This is a genomic window from Mycobacteroides chelonae (assembly GCF_016767715.1).
Lineage (GTDB): Bacteria > Actinomycetota > Actinomycetes > Mycobacteriales > Mycobacteriaceae > Mycobacterium > Mycobacterium gwanakae.
The window spans coordinates 4493849-4509055 of sequence record NZ_CP050145.1 but is presented as its reverse complement, the minus strand read 5'-3'; the positions used below and the strand labels follow the sequence as shown (position 1 = coordinate 4509055).

14 protein-coding genes are annotated in these 15207 nt (G+C 64.3%); 6 read left to right on the top strand and 8 right to left on the bottom strand.

Features of this window, described 5'->3' with window-relative positions; genetic code table 11:
* Window positions 1–2: 2 nt before the first annotated feature.
* Window positions 3–1262, top strand: a complete 1260-nt coding sequence (locus HBA99_RS22155; RefSeq protein ID WP_070951952.1) for a saccharopine dehydrogenase family protein — start codon at window positions 3–5, stop codon at window positions 1260–1262.
* Window positions 1263–1289: 27 nt separating this feature from the next.
* On the top strand, window positions 1290–1754 hold the full coding sequence (locus HBA99_RS22150; protein ID WP_070951953.1) for an SRPBCC family protein: 465 nt from the start codon (window positions 1290–1292) through the stop codon (window positions 1752–1754).
* 27 nt (window positions 1755–1781) lie between these two features.
* Here the strand turns inward: HBA99_RS22150 and HBA99_RS22145 are convergent, their stop codons facing one another.
* From HBA99_RS22145 to HBA99_RS22120, 6 genes are all read right to left on the bottom strand, one after another.
* Window positions 1782–2726 carry an alpha/beta fold hydrolase gene (locus HBA99_RS22145; RefSeq protein ID WP_064409806.1) on the bottom strand — a complete coding sequence of 315 codons (945 nt, stop codon included), beginning with the start codon at window positions 2724–2726 and terminating at the stop codon, window positions 1782–1784.
* The gene (locus HBA99_RS22140) at window positions 2716–4899 is read right to left on the bottom strand and encodes an acyl-CoA dehydrogenase family protein (RefSeq protein ID WP_064409805.1); all 2184 of its coding nucleotides are present in this window, start codon (window positions 4897–4899) and stop codon (window positions 2716–2718) included. The genes HBA99_RS22145 and HBA99_RS22140 overlap by 11 nt, the downstream gene beginning before the upstream one ends.
* Before the next feature lie 14 nt (window positions 4900–4913).
* Window positions 4914–5765, bottom strand: coding sequence for an SDR family oxidoreductase (locus tag HBA99_RS22135; RefSeq protein WP_046255035.1), 852 nt, complete (start codon window positions 5763–5765; stop codon window positions 4914–4916).
* A 65-nt stretch (window positions 5766–5830) separates the two neighbouring features.
* On the bottom strand, window positions 5831–6787 hold the full coding sequence (locus HBA99_RS22130) for a 2-hydroxyacid dehydrogenase (protein WP_109494243.1): 957 nt from the start codon (window positions 6785–6787) through the stop codon (window positions 5831–5833).
* Window positions 6763–7887, bottom strand: coding sequence for an alpha/beta hydrolase (locus HBA99_RS22125; protein ID WP_030097222.1), 1125 nt, complete (start codon window positions 7885–7887; stop codon window positions 6763–6765). Before HBA99_RS22125 ends, HBA99_RS22130 begins: the two co-directional genes overlap by 25 nt.
* Window positions 7888–8493, bottom strand: coding sequence for a TetR/AcrR family transcriptional regulator (locus HBA99_RS22120; RefSeq protein WP_030097221.1), 606 nt, complete (start codon window positions 8491–8493; stop codon window positions 7888–7890).
* A 115-nt stretch (window positions 8494–8608) separates the two neighbouring features.
* Between HBA99_RS22120 and HBA99_RS22115 the strand changes: the two genes are divergently transcribed.
* On the top strand, window positions 8609–9190 hold the full coding sequence (locus HBA99_RS22115) for a VOC family protein (protein ID WP_030097220.1): 582 nt from the start codon (window positions 8609–8611) through the stop codon (window positions 9188–9190).
* On the opposite strand, the gene HBA99_RS22110 is transcribed toward HBA99_RS22115, so the two are convergent.
* Window positions 9180–9782 (bottom strand): TetR/AcrR family transcriptional regulator, encoded by a 603-nt coding sequence (locus tag HBA99_RS22110; RefSeq protein ID WP_070915765.1) that lies wholly within the window; start codon window positions 9780–9782, stop codon window positions 9180–9182. The two genes, HBA99_RS22115 and HBA99_RS22110, sit on opposite strands and share 11 nt — an antisense overlap.
* 94 nt (window positions 9783–9876) lie before the next feature.
* On the opposite strand from HBA99_RS22110, the gene HBA99_RS22105 reads away from it, so the two are divergent.
* The 3 genes from HBA99_RS22105 (at window position 9877) to HBA99_RS22095 (ending at window position 13915) form a co-directional block, all read left to right on the top strand.
* Window positions 9877–10788, top strand: coding sequence for an oxygenase MpaB family protein (locus tag HBA99_RS22105; protein WP_070921097.1), 912 nt, complete (start codon window positions 9877–9879; stop codon window positions 10786–10788).
* Between the two features lie 633 nt (window positions 10789–11421).
* Window positions 11422–12948, top strand: a complete 1527-nt coding sequence (locus HBA99_RS22100) for a sugar transferase (protein ID WP_165612068.1) — start codon at window positions 11422–11424, stop codon at window positions 12946–12948.
* A 64-nt stretch (window positions 12949–13012) separates the two neighbouring features.
* Window positions 13013–13915, top strand: a complete 903-nt coding sequence (locus HBA99_RS22095; RefSeq protein WP_070951954.1) for a class I SAM-dependent methyltransferase — start codon at window positions 13013–13015, stop codon at window positions 13913–13915.
* On the opposite strand, the gene HBA99_RS22090 is transcribed toward HBA99_RS22095, so the two are convergent.
* The gene (locus HBA99_RS22090) at window positions 13912–15096 is read right to left on the bottom strand and encodes an alpha/beta hydrolase family protein (protein ID WP_057969226.1); all 1185 of its coding nucleotides are present in this window, start codon (window positions 15094–15096) and stop codon (window positions 13912–13914) included. The genes HBA99_RS22095 and HBA99_RS22090 overlap by 4 nt on opposite strands.
* Window positions 15097–15207 lie beyond the last annotated feature (111 nt).

The following is a 15207-nucleotide window of genomic DNA, read 5'->3' as shown; positions in this document are numbered from 1 at the left end:
CGATGTCCCGGGAACACGACCGTGCCTATGACGTGGTTCTTTATGGGGCGACCGGATACGTCGGCAGGCTTACCGCGCTGTACCTGGCGGGACGCGTGGAGGCCACCGGTGCGCGGATCGCATTGGCGGGACGAAACACCGAAAAGCTTGCCGCCGTGCGTGATGAGTGTGGGCCGGCGGCGCGCGACTGGCCGTTGATCGAGGCCGATGCCACGCGCCCATCCACGCTGGCGGCCATGGCCGCCTCGACCCGGGTGGTTGTCACCACCGTCGGGCCGTACACGAAATACGGACTGCCGTTGGTGGCCGCGTGTGCCGAGGCGGGAACCGACTATGCGGACCTGACCGGTGAGGTCAACTTCGTGCGAGAGAGCATCGATGTCTACGGCAAGCAGGCCGCCGACACCGGCGCCAGGATCGTTCATTGCTGCGGATTTGATTCCATTCCATCGGATCTGAGCGTGTATGCGCTGTACCGGCAAGCTCAGGAAGATGGCACTGGAGAGCTGCTCGAGACAACCTATGTGCTGAGCAAGTTCCGCGGCGGCGTCAGCGGTGGCACGGCCGCGTCCATGGTCGAGGTGATGGAGGCGAGTGCCGAGGATCCGGAGGTGCGCCGCAACTCCCAGGACCCCTACTCGCTGAGCCCGGACCGTCCCGCCGAACCGGAGGTGGGGCGCCAACGCGAATTTCAAACGCTCCGTGGTGAATCCGTGGCACCGGAATTGGCGGGTAAGTGGCTGGGGGCATTCTTCATGGGGCCGGTCAACACCCGTATTGTCCGGCGTAGCAACGCATTGTTGGACTGGGCATACGGAACCCGGATACGTTATCGCGAGGTGATGAGCCTGGGAAGTTCGGTGGTCGCGCCGATCGCCGCGGCCGCCGTCACCGGATTTCTAACGGCCGGCTTCGGCCTGGGGACTCGGGTACCCATGCCGAAATTCGTTGCGCAACGCCTACTTCCGAAGCCGGGCTCGGGCCCCAGCGAGCGTACCCGGAACAAGGGTCACTACCGTGTCGAGACCTACACAACCACAACCCAGGGTGTGCGTTATCGCGCGGTCATCGCGCAAGAGGGCGACCCCGGATATAAGGCGACCGCGGTGCTCCTGGGCGAAAGTGGCTTGACCCTGGCGCTCGATCGCAGCGAATTGCCGGACAGGCTAGGGGTTTTGACGCCTGCGGCCGCCATGGGAGATCCGCTGCTGAAGCGGCTGCGGGTGGCCCAGGGTGTGACGGTCGAAGTCGAACGGCTCTAGTTCTCCGTTAAACAAAGGAGTGGGTGTATGTCGGTATCAGTGGTAGACGCTGGGCCCCAGCAGGTTCGTCGCTCGGTCGAAGTATCTGCTCCGGCATCGGAATTGTTCGGTATCGTCGCCGATCCGCGACGCCATCACGAACTGGACGGGTCGGGCACTGTCGGCCAGAACATCCGTACGCCTGATCATCTCGAGGTTGGTTCGCGCTTTTCCACCGGCATGCGGATGTTCGGGTTTCCGTACCGCGTCACCAGCACCGTGACGGAGCTCCAACCCGACAGGGTCATCGAATGGCGGCATCCGCTGGGCCACAAGTGGCGTTGGGAATTCGATGCCCTGTCGCCCACCAGCACTCGTGTCACCGAGACGTTCGACTTCCGTAATGCGGGTTCGTTGCGAACCCTGCTGAACTACAAGCTGCCTGGCTTCATCAAGGCAAACGCCCGAGGGATCGAGGGCACACTGACGCGACTTCAGGGCCGCTACAGCTAGCAGGCAAGCGCACTGCCGGGACGCCGATTACCCGGCGGACTCCGTGGCAGTGCGGCTAGCCGGCTGCTCGTGAGCTATCGCCTCGAGCACCGTGACGATTTCGTTGACAACCTCGCCGGCCCGCTCGTTGGGCAGCATGTGTCCCGAGCCCGGGTAGGTGCGCAGTTCCTTGGTCTGCAGGGCCGCGGCAATGATGCGGGAATCACCTGCCGGAGTGAGGAAGTCGCGGGCACCTGCCAACACCGCGGCAGGCTTGCCACGGTAGGCGCCCAGACCTTCGGTCAGGTCCTCGTGCAGCACCATGCTTTCGGCGGCGTCCTTGTAGCTGCGCGGGGTGCCGGAGCGGATCTGGTCCCACACTCGGCTGACGTCGTAAGGCCGCGGGTCACGCCCGAATACCAACGTCGAAATGATGGGGCGCATGAGATAGCCCTGTTGGAGGAACCAGCCCTGCGCCACCACACCCAGGATCACCGCCTTGACGACTTCGAACACCGGCGGGACGACTCGGAGCCGGTGCAGCAGCCTGCCCGCCGAGGTGGCGACGAAGACCGCGCCGGATATCCGTCGCGCGACCAGGTCCGGGTGATATTCACCGAGGCCCATCATGGTCATGCCGCCCATCGAGTGACCGACGATCACGATCTGCCCGGTCGGGATTTCGGCATTGATGAAGTCGGCTGCATCCGTGGCCAATTGGGGAACGTTCACCGAGCCTTGGGGTGCCGGATCGGACTGGCCGTGGCCCCGGTGATCCAGTGCGACGATGCGCAGTTCGGGATTGCGCTCGTGCAGCGGACCCGCCACATCGTCCCAGGCCTCGCGGTTCTGGGTCCAGCCGTGCAGGAACAGCACGGTGACGGGTGCCGTGCGGTTTCCGGTATCGGAGAACCCGATTCGGGTGCCGTCAGCAGCGGTGAAAAAGTCCTCATGCTGACGCCACGCGGTTTCGGTCGCGGTATTACGGGTCACGCGGTAGTCCTAACAGTCGCTCGGCAATGATGTTTAGCTGCACTTCGGAGGTGCCACCGTAGATGGTGGTGGCACGGCTAGCTAGAAGATAGTCCGCCCAGCGACCTTGTTCCTGCTCGGAATCGCCGATAGCGCCGTCCGGTCCGAAATGGTTGACCACGAACTCGGCGTATCCCTGTCCGGTACGCATGCCCAGCAGCTTGGACACGGCTGCCGACGGCATCGGGTCGCCGCCGGCCAGAGTGAGGAGCGTGGAGCGCAGATTCAGCAGCTTCACCCCATGCCCTTCGGCGATGAGCTGGCCCGCCCGGTCGCGTGCTACCTCGCTGAGCTCGTGCTCGCTGATGAAGGACACCAGATCGTCGAGGCTGGCAAGGAACGGCAGGTCGGAGCTGCCGATCGAAACTCGTTCCGCGGTCAGGGTGTTGCGGCTGACTTCCCAGCCGCGGTCGACCTCGCCGACCACCAGCTCATCGGGTACGAACACATCGTCGATGAACACCTCGTTGAACAGTGCGCCGCCGGTCATCTCGCGCAGCGGCCGAACGGTGACACCCTCGCTCTTCATATCGACGAGGAAGTACGTGATGCCGTTGTGTTTAGGAGCGTTGGGATCGGTCCGGGCCAGGCAGGCGCCCCAGTCGGCGAACTGGGCCACCGAGGTCCAGATCTTCTGGCCGGTGAGGCGCCAGCCGCCGTCCACCTTGACTGCCTTGGTGGACAGACCGGCGAGATCCGACCCGGCACCGGGCTCGGAGAACAGCTGGCACCACATCATTTCGCCCCGGAACGTGGGAGGCAGGAAGCGCTGCTTCTGCTCCTCGGTGCCGTACGCGACGATGGACGGCACCAGCCAGGTCGCGATGCCGAGCTGGGGCCGGCGCACCCTTCCGGTGAGGAATTCCTGGGAGATGATCACCTGTTCGATGGGTGACGCGGCGCGCCCCCAGGGCGTCGGCAGGTAGGGCAGTACCCACCCGCCTTCGGCGATGGCGGTGTTGCGCTTCCCGGACGGGATCTCCTTGAGGGCGGCGACTTCGGAACGAATCTCCTGGCGCAGCGCTTCGGTTTCCGGTGCCAGGTCGATATCTACCTTGCGCAGGCCGTGCTCGACGGCGGTGCGCACCACGGTCGTCGGCGCGCTGCCGGAACGCCCCAGGGCGGCAATGAGACCCAGCGCCCTGCGGTAGTAGATGTGCGCATCGTGCTCCCAGGTGTAGCCGATACCGCCGTGGACCTGAATGCAGTCCTGCGCGCACTGCTGGGCAGCCGCCGGTGCCAGTGTCGCCGCCGCGGCGGCCGCGAACTCCACGATGCCGGCGGTCTCGTCCTCATCGTCAAGGGCGCGTGCGGCGTCCCACACCGCAGCTGTCGCACGTTCGGTGACGGCGGCCATGGTGGCGCACTTGTGTTTGATGCCCTGGAACTGCCCGATGGGGCGGCCGAATTGCTCACGCACTTTGGCGTATTCGGAGGCGATGTCGGTGGCCCAGCGGGCCACGCCGACGGCCTCGGCCGACAGGATCGTAGAGATGATGCTGGTGGCCCGGGCGTCGGTCAGGTTGGTCAGCACGCGATCGGCGGGTACCTGGACCGCTGCGGCCGTCACATGGGCGACCGGTCGCAGCCGGTCCACGCTCTGCTGCGGTGCGAGGGTGACGTCATCGGCGCTCAGGACCACCCACACCCGATCGGCGCCGACCGAAACCGGGGCCACCACATAGGCCGCTGAGGCCGCCGTCAGTACCGAACGAGCCTGCCCATCGACGGTGAGGCCGTCGCCGGAGGCCGTACCGTTGAACGACGATGTGGAGGCGAAGGTGGCGATGGACGCACCGGAGGCCAGGTCGCCCAGTAGCGGGTGGTCGGGATCGTGGCCGCTGATCAGCGCGCTCGCGATCACCGACGGGACGAATGGTCCGGGCACGGCGCCCCGCCCGAACTCGGCCACCACAATCGCCAGCTCCAGTGCGCCGAATCCTTGGCCGCCAACGGATTCGGCGAGGTGTACGGAGGTAAGACCCTGATCGGCAGCGGCCTTCCAGAACGGGGGAGGCCACGGCAGAGGTGTTTCGAGGGTCTCGTGGAGTAGCTCGGAGGGCACCACGCGTTCGACGAACGCATGCGCCGAATCTGCAAGTGCTACATGCTCACTGTTGATGGCGATAGGCATTGGCTGTTTCCTAACTAGTCGGCGCTGGGCTCGCTGTGGCTGGCGCGGTTCTCGTATGCGGCACGCGCCGAGGTGCCATGGGCGTCGAGCATGAAGTGGTCCATACCCAGCGATCGCGCCGCGGGACCGTACAGCGCCCGGGGCAGCATGGCCGTTGTCCGCAGCAGCGGGCCGAGTTTCTTGGGCACCATGACGGGGAACTTGCCTTTTCGTACGGCCTTGAGCACACCGGCGGCAATATCTTCGGGCTGAACGATTCCCAGTAACCAGTGTTCTTCGAGACCGGCCACCAGCTCGGTGTTGACGACGCCGGGCATCACGCAGACAACGGAGATGTTGTCGTCCTTGAGTTCGAGAGTCAGCGACTCACAGAGACCGACCACGGCCCATTTCGTCGCGCAGTACGTGGCGAGCCCGGGCACGCCCATCTTGCCCGCCGCCGACGCGATGTTGACGATCACGCCGCCGCCGCGCGGCTTCATCCGCGCTATGGCGAGCTGGCTGCCCCACATGACGCCGCGCACGTTGATATCCAGCTGACGCTGGATGGATTCCAGCGACTCTTCCCCGAACGGTGTGATCGGCATGATGCCCGCGTTGTTCACGATCACGTCGACGGGTCCCACGGTGGCCGCGATGGTGTCTAAGAAGGCCTCGAAGCTGCCGTAGTCGGTGACGTCGAGTGGCAGGCCGATGGTGCCGTTACCGATCTCAGCCGCGGTGTTCTCACACAGCTTCTTATCGATATCGCCGATCGCCACCTTCGCGCCTTCGGCGGCGAACGCCGTGGCGATGGCCCGGCCGATTCCGCGTGCTCCGCCGGTGATGGCGACGACCTTGCCCGCGAGCTGTACAGCTGTTCCCATTCGTCCTCCCACGCCATTGTGGTTCGTTTACGAATACTCTCTAGTGTAAATCTCCGGGCGCTAGCCTAGCGCACGCGGTCAGCTAGCGGCAGTCCCTCATGTATACGCCGGCAGTTGTCTATCGCGTGCTCCAGATAGCGCGTCATGGTGTCCGCGGTGAACCATGTGACGTGTGGTGTGAGCACCACATTAGGCAGGGTCAGCAAAGGGTTGTCCGGCGAGATCGGTTCCTGTGCAAAGACATCCAGTCCTGCAGCCCCGAGGGGGCCTTGTCGCAGCGCGTCGATCAGTGCCGTCTCGTCGACGACTGCTCCGCGTGAGGTGTCCACCAGGACCGATCCGGGTTTCATCCGGGCCAGGGCCGCGGCGTCGAGGAGACCAGAGCTGGCGCCGGTCAGCGGGAGATGCAGCGACACGATATCGCTGCTGGTCAACAGGGCATCCAGGCTGCGCCAGCTCGCGGACCCGTCGTCGCGGGTGCTGGTGTGCAAGACACTGGCGCCCATCGCCAGCAGGATCTGTTCCAGAGTCTTGGCGATGTTGCCGTATCCCACCAATCCGACTGTGCAAGAGCCGATATCGCGCACAGTGTCGCCCAGGGACTGATCGGTGGGCCACCCGCGACCAGCGCGGATGTCCCGGTCCAGTCGTGGCAGCTGCCGCAGTGCCGCGAGCATGAGCAACAGCGCGCCCTCGGCGACCGAGGGCGCGTTCGCGCCCGGCATGTTGGCGACGGCCACCCCCTGCGCGGATGCGGCGTCCAGCGCGATGGTGTTCACTCCCGCGCCGAACTTGTGGATCAGCCGCAGCTGTGCGCCCTTCGCGACGTCATCGGCAGAGAGCGGACGAAGCACATGCCACAGCACCTCGGCGTGCGGTAGCTCGGCGTAGAAGGTGTCGTCATCGTCTTCGGCGCAGAAGCGCACGTCAAGCCAATCGGCGTGTGGTGCAAGCTGTTCGCGGACGCGTGGGCCGCCCGGAAAGTGGGCGAGGACCTTCACTCCCACCGCTTGCTTGTCCACTCTGCAATCGTATCCGCCTGCTCCTGGCGGGCTCCGGGGTTCTGGAAGTAGTGGTCGGCGTCGACAGAGGCCTGGGACTTATCGGTCGAGCCCAATGCGTCGTAGATGTGTTGAGCATCCGATGGGAAGACCCCGGTATCGCCGTCGGCGTTGATGACCAGGGCGGGAACGGTGACATCGGCAAGATGTGGTTCGGCCCGGGTCTGCGCGTGCGACAGGCTCCACATGCCGAGCCAGTTCTTCAGCGTGGTCGCACAACCGATTCCGAAAGTAGAGCGGTTGGCCTTCACCGGCACACCCGCGTAGCAGAGGTTGGCCGGGCGCTTGGTGGGCTCCAACGTGGGGTCGACCATGCGGGGGTCGGCCCAGGTCCGGTGCACGGTGAAGGCGCGGTCGCTGAACCCGTCGGCGCGCACGCGGGCGAGCTCGTCGAGCGCCCATGCGGTGATCCGGTGGTTACGCGCCACCTGTCCTTCGCGGTACTTGGTGACGAAGGCGGGGGAGTAGGCCGGTCCGTTGTCCTCGTTGAACAGGTCCAGGGCCGGGTCGGTGGAAGTCGGGTCGCTTTCATCGATGACCGAGGCGTCCATCCAGTCGGTCAGCACGTCGGGGCGGCCCAGGTGTGCGGCGCTGGCGACGTAACCCGATGCGGCCGGCAGAGTGTCCAGTCCCTCCGCGGGACGCATGCCCTCCAGCGGTGTCACCTTGGGAGCCACCGCTTGCGACTGATACGCCGCCATGAGCGAGCCGCCTCCGGAATTACCCAGCAGCAGCACGGTTTCCACGCCCGCCTGCTCTTGTAGCCAGCGCACACCCACGCCGATGTCGACCAGGGCGTGGTCGAGCAGGAAGTGGCTTTCGAATCCCCGGAATCGAGTGTTCCAGCCCAGGAAACCGTATCCATGCCGCGCCAGGTACTCGGCGATGTAATGCTCCGAGAAGTCGATCTGATAGTGGGTGGCGATGAAGGCGATCTTGGGCCGGGTGCCCGCGGCCCGGTGGTACAGCCCCTGGCATGGATGTCCGCCGGCGCCGTTGCGTCCCGCGGTGGGCGAGGGCAGTCCGACGAACTCTCGCTCGATGGTCACTTCGGTGGGCATTCAGCAGACCTCCTTGGAATAGATGGCGCGGTAACAGATTCCGGCCAGGGTGTCGATGCAGGCATCGTCGTCGACAGTGGCGGCATTGCCCTGGCTGAGCTGGTTGTAGGCGAACTGGTTCATCATCGAGACGATGGCGCTGGCCATGAGGTGTGGATCATTGCCGGGGCTGTATCCGTCGCGCTGTGCGCGTTTGATGGTGGTGGTCAGGAAATCGATGGGCTCGGAACACATCTGGTTCCAGAACTCGGCGAATTCTGCGTTGATCATGGCCAGCTGAGACACGCTGATCATCTCGGCGAGCTGGTGGCGCCAGGTGAGCCAGTGCGCGGTGGCGATATCTCGCGCGCGCTGCTTGTTGGAGCGCCCGTGCCCGATGACCGCAGATACCCGTTCCTGCGCCTCGGTGCGAAATCGCATGGCCCACTGCGCGACCATCGCCTCTTTGGAGTCGTAGTAGTTGTAGAACGACGCCGTGGACCGCCCCGCCTCGGTGGCGATATCGGCAACGGTGGTGGCGAGTATTCCCTTGCGGGCTATGACAGTTCGGGCGGCCTCATCGATCGCGGCCTGGGTTTGACGGCCTCGCACGGTGGGTTGGACCACGACGTCCCTCTCTCGCCGAATGGGTATTGACCCATTTCTGAATCTGATGTTAGATTCAGATTAGCGTAAAGCGCAAGACAGTCATGCGGTCGGATCAAGGAGGCTCCCCGTGACGATGATCAAACCGAACAACCCCAACTCCGAGTTCGAGTTCGGCGGGTTCAACCATGTGGCGCTTGTGTGTTCGGACATGGCGCGCACCGTGGACTTCTACACCAACGTGCTGGGCATGCCGCTCATCAAGTCGCTCGATCTGCCCATGGGGCAGGGGCAGCACTTCTTCTTCGACGCCGGGGGCGGCGACAGCCTGGCATTCTTCTGGTTCAAGGACGCGCCGGACGGCGTCCCGGGCATTTCGGCCCCGCCCGCCATTCCGGGAATCGGCGACATCGTGAGTGCTGTGAGCTCCATGAACCACATCTCGTTGCACGTACCCGCCGAGAAGTTCGACGAATACCGCGTCAAGCTCAAGGCCAAGGGCGTGCGGGTGGGGCCCATTCTCAACCATGACGAGAGTGAGTTCCAGGTATCGAAGGAGCTGCATCCGGGCGTGTACGTGCGGTCGTTCTACTTCCTCGATCCCGATGGAATCACCCTGGAATTTGCTTGCTGGACTAAGGAATTCACCGCAGCGGATGTAACGGTTGCGCCGAAGACGGCCGCTGAGCGCACCCCGCGGGAGGTCGCTACCGCCTGACGGGGTCGAGGAGCCGGGTCAAGATGACGATGAGCTCATCCGAACTCAGCGTCAGCTGCCCGGACACCCAGGCCGCGAGCGTCTGGCCGACGCCACCGACCGCGAAATAGGCTGCCGCGCGCATTGATTCATCGTTCGGTAGCTGATAAGTCTTGTTCAGGTGCTGGCCGGAAAGCGCCGCGAAGAGCTGCTCTGCCGCGCTACGGCGTTGGGCGATCACCGAATTGGCCGGATTGCTGCCGAAGAGCAGATGGCCGATCCGGGGGTCGGCGGCGATGACGTGCACGATGTTGGCGATGCCCGCCGCGGTCTTCTTGCGCAGCGGTGCGGCGTCCACCGCCTTCTGGGTGGAGGTGGCGACCTCGCCGATCACGCCGTCGTACACCTGTGCCGTCAGCTCGTCCAGGTCGGTGAAGTTTTCATAGAAGTACCGGGCGACCACGCCGGCCTGCTTGCACACGCCGCGGACCGTCACGTTCGGCGCGGGGCCGGAGGTCAGCAGGTCAAGACCTGCCTCCAGGAGCCGGTTCCGGCGCTCGGCCTGGCGGTCAGGGGCCTGGACACCTCCATAGACCCGCGATGACGTCACCACTACATCTTGACAGGTGGCACCCCATTGAAAGATATTTGAGAACAATCGTTCGCAGATTAAGGGGTCAACGGTGACAATCGAGCGGGTGTCTGAAATGGATGAATCGTTCGTTGGTGACGGAGGTCCGGGTACCCGGAGTCGTCGCGGCGAGCCGGTGCCACCGGCTGCGCGTCTCTCGCCGGGATGGTCGTGGCGGCGTCAGCCCACCATGGTCGACAACATGATGGGGCTGGCCTTGCTGGCGGGCCCGGCCAACATCGTCATGCAGTTGGCGCGCCCCGGTGTGGGATACGGCGTCGTCGATAGCAAGGTTGAGAGCGGACGCGCCGATCTGCACCCCGTCAAGCGGGCGCGCACCACGTTCACCTACCTGGCGGTGGCCACCATGGGCAGCCCCGAGCAGAAGGCGGCATTTCGCAAGGCGACCAACCGATCGCATGCGCAGGTGCGTTCGGCCCCCGGGGACGCCGTGCAGTACAACGCCTTCGACCCGGACCTGCAGAAGTGGGTGGCGATCTGCCTCTACAAGGGATTCGTCGATGTGTACGAGGCTTTCGTGGGTCCGATGACGCCCGATATGGCCGAGCGGTGCCTGCAAGAAGGCGCCGTCATGGGAACCACACTGCAGATGCCGCTGGCGATGTGGCCGAAGTCGTGCGCGGAGTTCGACGCGTACTGGCAGCAGTCCCTGGATCAGGTTCATATCGACGATCACGTCCGGCCCTATCTGTACCGGATCGTGTCGGCGTCCATTGCGGTTCCGCGGTTCATGCGCAGGCCGGTAGGTGCCTTCTCGAGACTCATCTCGACGGGATTCTTACCGCAGCGGTTCCGGGATGAGATGAGGCTGCCGTGGAGCCCGGCACGCCAGCGAACCTTCCGGAGTGTCGTCACTCTCCTTGGCGTCGCCAACCGCCTGCTGCCCAACGCGCTGCGCCGCTTTCCCTTCAACGCTCTGATGATCGACCTCAACTGGAGAATTCGCACCGGTCGCGATCTGGTCTGATCGATCTCCGAGCTAACACGTGGATCTTGTTAGCGGCACCTCGCGTGCCCCATCTCCTTCGTGACCATGTGGTTAAGAGTGTTACCCAAATTTATTGAATTCGACGTCTAGTTATGGGCAAAACCCTCCACATGCTCGGCGTGTGGGCTGGTGGGCGCGGACGAGTGCTGCATGGCAGGCCTGGGTTGTGACAGATGTGTTGCGCCGCCATTGACAGAAGTGGGCTCCGTCATTGCTGTGTGCGTAAGAGATGCCACGCCCGGGGAGTTAACAATGTACGCAGCGAACTTTACGGCGAGTGATCGAATTCGACATATGCGCAGTACAAGGCCAAAAGTTCGGGATCTTGATCGCGGGCGATCGATAGGTTCCGCATATTTGCCTCATCGTCATAGTGACGCTGGCCACAATTGCGGAAGCGTGTGGCTCTGGTGTTGCCAGACGGTGCCCCAGTAGTTAGATTTCCCCCGGTACGAAAACTGGTAACGGATGTTCCCTTTCTGGGGGCGCGAAATACCGGTCGTTTGCACGAGGGTTCTCATCGTCGGGTTGCGCCGAGATTTCCGCGCCCGCCGCCTCATGAAACGAGCACTTTTGCATTTGCTGTTGGGGCTGTTCTGAGAGGACACGCGCGTGGTCGCGGTGAACGAGGGCTCGTCTGCAACGACCCGGCTGAGAGGCCGGATCGGCAGCGTGCGGCGCCCTCGCCGATCCCCATCGGCAGTTGGTCAGACCTCCGCGGGGCACCGCGCAGCGCAGTGGGGCGAGCAGTACGGCCGGTGGCTGCTGATCTCCGACACCGCCATCGTCGCGGGTGCCGGCTGGACCTGGGTCGAACTGCGTAACGCGACCAACCCGATGACTCCCGTCGAGCTGTGGATCCGGATCGGCTTCTTCTGCTACTGGGCACTGCTGCTCGGTGTGTACCGCAGCAGGGACCTGCACCTCATGGGCAGCGGTGGCGAGGAGTACCAGCGGGTGCTGCGCGCGACATTCCACATGTTCGGTCTCTTCGCCATTGTCAGCGTGCTGTTCAAGTTCAATGTCTCGCGTTTCGCGCTGGGGATGGCGCTCATCGTCGGGATCGTGTTCCTGCTGCTTAACCGGAAGATCAGCCGGACCTGGCTCAACCGGCAGCGTGCGCGCGGTAAGCAGATCTTCAGGGTGGTGGTGCTCGGCGGGGATGCCGCGGCGCTCAACCTTGCCGAGGCCTTCGGGCGTGACACCGCGCTCGGATACCGCGTGGTGGGTGTGTGCGTCCCCGGATACCTGGGTGCGCCGGGCCAGAACATCGAGGTCATCGACCGGGTCATCCCGATCCTGGGTTCGGAGGACCGCATCGTCGCGGCAGTGCTGGAGGCCGGTGCGGACACGGTGGCGGTGACGGCTACTGAACAGCTTGGCCCGGAGAAGATGCGGGAGCTCGCCTGGCGTCTCAGCGAGATCGGCGTCAATCTGCTGGTAGCGCCGGGTGTGTTCGATGTCGATCAGCCGCGGGTCCGGGTGCGGCCCGCCGGGTCGGTGCCGCTGATCCATCTCGCCGAGCCGCAGTACGAGGGTGCGTCCCGGCTGCACAAGGTCCTCTTCGACCGGGTCGGCGCGCTCCTGCTCCTCATCGGATTCAGCCCGATCCTGCTGGCCTGCGCCCTTGCGGTGAAGCTGGAATCGCGCGGACCGGTGTTCTACTCAGCCGAACGCATCGGCGTGCGGTCCAAGCCCTTCCGCATGATCAAGTTCCGGTCCATGGTGGCGAACGCAGACCAGATGGTGGCGGCGCTGCTGGCACAAAATGACGGCGCCGGACCGCTTTTCAAGATGCGCGAAGATCCGCGGGTCACCGTGGTGGGCAGGTTCCTGCGCCGTACCAGCCTCGACGAACTGCCCCAGCTGATCAATGTGCTGCGCGGAGAGATGAGCCTGGTGGGCCCCCGGCCGCCGCTGCGGCGCGAGGTCGAGGAGTACACCGACGTCATCAAGCGCAGGCTGCTGGTCAAGCCCGGGATGACCGGCCTGTGGCAGGTTAGTGGGCGCTCCGACCTGCCATGGGATGAGGCAGTGCGGCTGGATCTGTCGTATGTCGAAAACTGGTCCATGGTGTCCGATGTGTCGATCCTGTGGCGCACATTCCGCGCGGTGGCGCGTAGCGACGGCGCCTACTAGCGCGCCATCCGCGCGCCCACACATGTCAACCTGGTTGTCACAGTCGCGGAGTATTGTCGCGACCATGCGTACCGATCGTGATAATTGGGACATCAACACCAGCGTCGGTTCTACCGCGCTGTTCGTGGCGGCCAGCCGAGCGCTCGAGGCCACCAAACCCGCGCCGCTGGCGGTCGATCAGTACGCGGAGGTGTTCTGCCGTGCCGCAGGCGGCGAATGGGCCGATCTGGTCGCCGGCGGCTTGCCCGAACACCCTTTACGTTCAGAGGAATTCGGGCAGTACTTCGTAAGCTTTCAAGGCGCACGCACCCGCTACTTCGATAGTTATTTCGCCAGGGCGATCGAGGCCGGTGTCAAGCAGGTGGTGATCCTGGCCGCCGGACTCGACTCGCGCGCCTATCGACTCGACTGGGCGCCGGGTACCACGATCTTCGAATTGGACCAGCCCCTCGTGCACCAGTTCAAGCGTGAGGTGCTCGCTGAGCATGGCGCCGAGTCCAAGGCGTCTCGACAGGAGATCTCGATCGACCTGCGCGAGGATTGGGGTAAAGCACTCCAAGACAAGGGCTTCGATCCGTCGGCGCCGTCGGCCTGGATCGTCGAAGGACTGTTGATCTACCTGCCGGCCGACGCGCAGGAGCGACTTTTCGAGTCCATTGATCAGCTGGCCGCCCCGGGCAGCTTCGTGGGCATCGAGCAGATGACGACGTACGCCGACGTGGTGTTCGACATGCTGGTCGCCGGCGCCAACGAAAGCGGCGACCAGGCCAATTCGGACTTCTTCTCGCTGATCTATAACGAGCAGCGCAGCGAAGCCTCCACCTGGTTCCATTGCCACGGCTGGGATTCCGTGCGCACCGAGCTGCTGGACTACCTGAACGTCTCGGGGCGCGCCGTGCCCGAGCCGAGCCAGCCCGCGTGGTACATGTTCAACTCGATCAGCCTGGTATCGGCAGTGAAAGGTTAGATATTCAGATGCCGATCCAGGAATCCGGTCATGCGGCGTAGGTAGTCGCCCTGGTTCACGTGCAGTATGTGATTTCCGGGGAACCAGTGCAGCGCACAGCGATCCCAGTGTTCCCACAGCATTTCGGCCTGTTCCGGGGGTGCTAGGCGATCACCGAGGCCGGTGATGATGAGGCGCTGTTCCTTGGGCACCACCGGCTGGTAGGTGAGGGGCGACGAATAGGAGAGTGCGCCGTCCAGCTGGTTCTGATCGAGATGGCCCAGCTTGGCGGCCAGCTTGATCGTCGGTTCGGCCGGAACCCAGCCGTGCAGAAGCGATTTGACGTCGACCACGGGAACATTGGGGATGGTGACATCGATTCGGCGCTCCACGGTGGAGATCAATCCGGTGGTGTAGCCGCCCAGCGACAAACCGGTCAGCCCAATCCTCTCCACACCGGTGCCGCGCAGATAGTTCACGAAGATCCGGAAATCGTGCACGGCCTGACACATCGACTCCGAAAAACCGGTGAACCCGTGGCTGAAGTATCCGGCTCCGCTGAACGGTGAGTACTTCTCGGCGCGCCGTCCGTGAAAAGGCAAGGTGTACAACAAGATATCGTAACCGTTGCGGAAAAACCAGGGGAGCGCGAAGAACACCCCATTGAGCAGATACGGCGATCCGAAGAACCCGTGAATCACGCACAGGGTGGGGCGTGGACCGTCGTCGTGGCGCCAGTGCTGGGCGCGCGCGATGCTGTTGTGCGGGAAGCGTTGCCAGTAGTCACGCAGGGCCGGATTGCGCGCCACGTAAGGGCTTTCGAAGTCCAGGTTCTCGACGTTGCCCTTGGCCAGGGCCTGTGCGAGCGGACCTGCGGGCCGTGAGAACACCACGGGTGTGGTCTCCGGTGCCGGGAAGGAAAGGTCCGCATCGCCCATCGCGGCAAGCTCGCCGTAAAAGGCCAGGTTGTCGCGCTCACGCGCCACGAATTCCCTGTCGACGATGAGGCTCGGGGCCACGACTCCCATCACAGACAGGGCGCCAACGGTGCGCAGGGCGACATCGGTGAGCGCGGAGGTTTCGACCATCGCGCGTTCACGAAAGGTCAGGTCACCGCTGCGGGGCAGTTGCGGGCGCTCGGTGGGCGCGGCTCGCGGGGTGATCCGCGGTTGATCTATGGGTTCCGATAGCTCCGCTGTCATGGGTGTCCCTTTCGCCCCCTGTGCTAGCCACGCTGCTAGCTCATAGCGAATGCTAGGGCACCCAAGCGAAATTCGTCCGGCAAGTACGGTGATGCCACCGTCTTAGCGGGA

Coding starts and splice junctions, on each gene's coding strand:
- HBA99_RS22155 (WP_070951952.1), top strand. CDS start 3: ATGTCCCGGGAACACGACCGTGCCTATGACGTGGTTCTTTATGGGGCG.
- HBA99_RS22150 (WP_070951953.1), top strand. CDS start 1,290: ATGTCGGTATCAGTGGTAGACGCTGGGCCCCAGCAGGTTCGTCGCTCG.
- HBA99_RS22140 (WP_064409805.1), bottom strand. CDS start 4,899: ATGCCTATCGCCATCAACAGTGAGCATGTAGCACTTGCAGATTCGGCG.
- HBA99_RS22135 (WP_046255035.1), bottom strand. CDS start 5,765: ATGGGAACAGCTGTACAGCTCGCGGGCAAGGTCGTCGCCATCACCGGC.
- HBA99_RS22125 (WP_030097222.1), bottom strand. CDS start 7,887: ATGCCCACCGAAGTGACCATCGAGCGAGAGTTCGTCGGACTGCCCTCG.
- HBA99_RS22115 (WP_030097220.1), top strand. CDS start 8,609: ATGATCAAACCGAACAACCCCAACTCCGAGTTCGAGTTCGGCGGGTTC.
- HBA99_RS22105 (WP_070921097.1), top strand. CDS start 9,877: ATGGATGAATCGTTCGTTGGTGACGGAGGTCCGGGTACCCGGAGTCGT.
- HBA99_RS22095 (WP_070951954.1), top strand. CDS start 13,013: ATGCGTACCGATCGTGATAATTGGGACATCAACACCAGCGTCGGTTCT.
- HBA99_RS22090 (WP_057969226.1), bottom strand. CDS start 15,096: ATGACAGCGGAGCTATCGGAACCCATAGATCAACCGCGGATCACCCCG.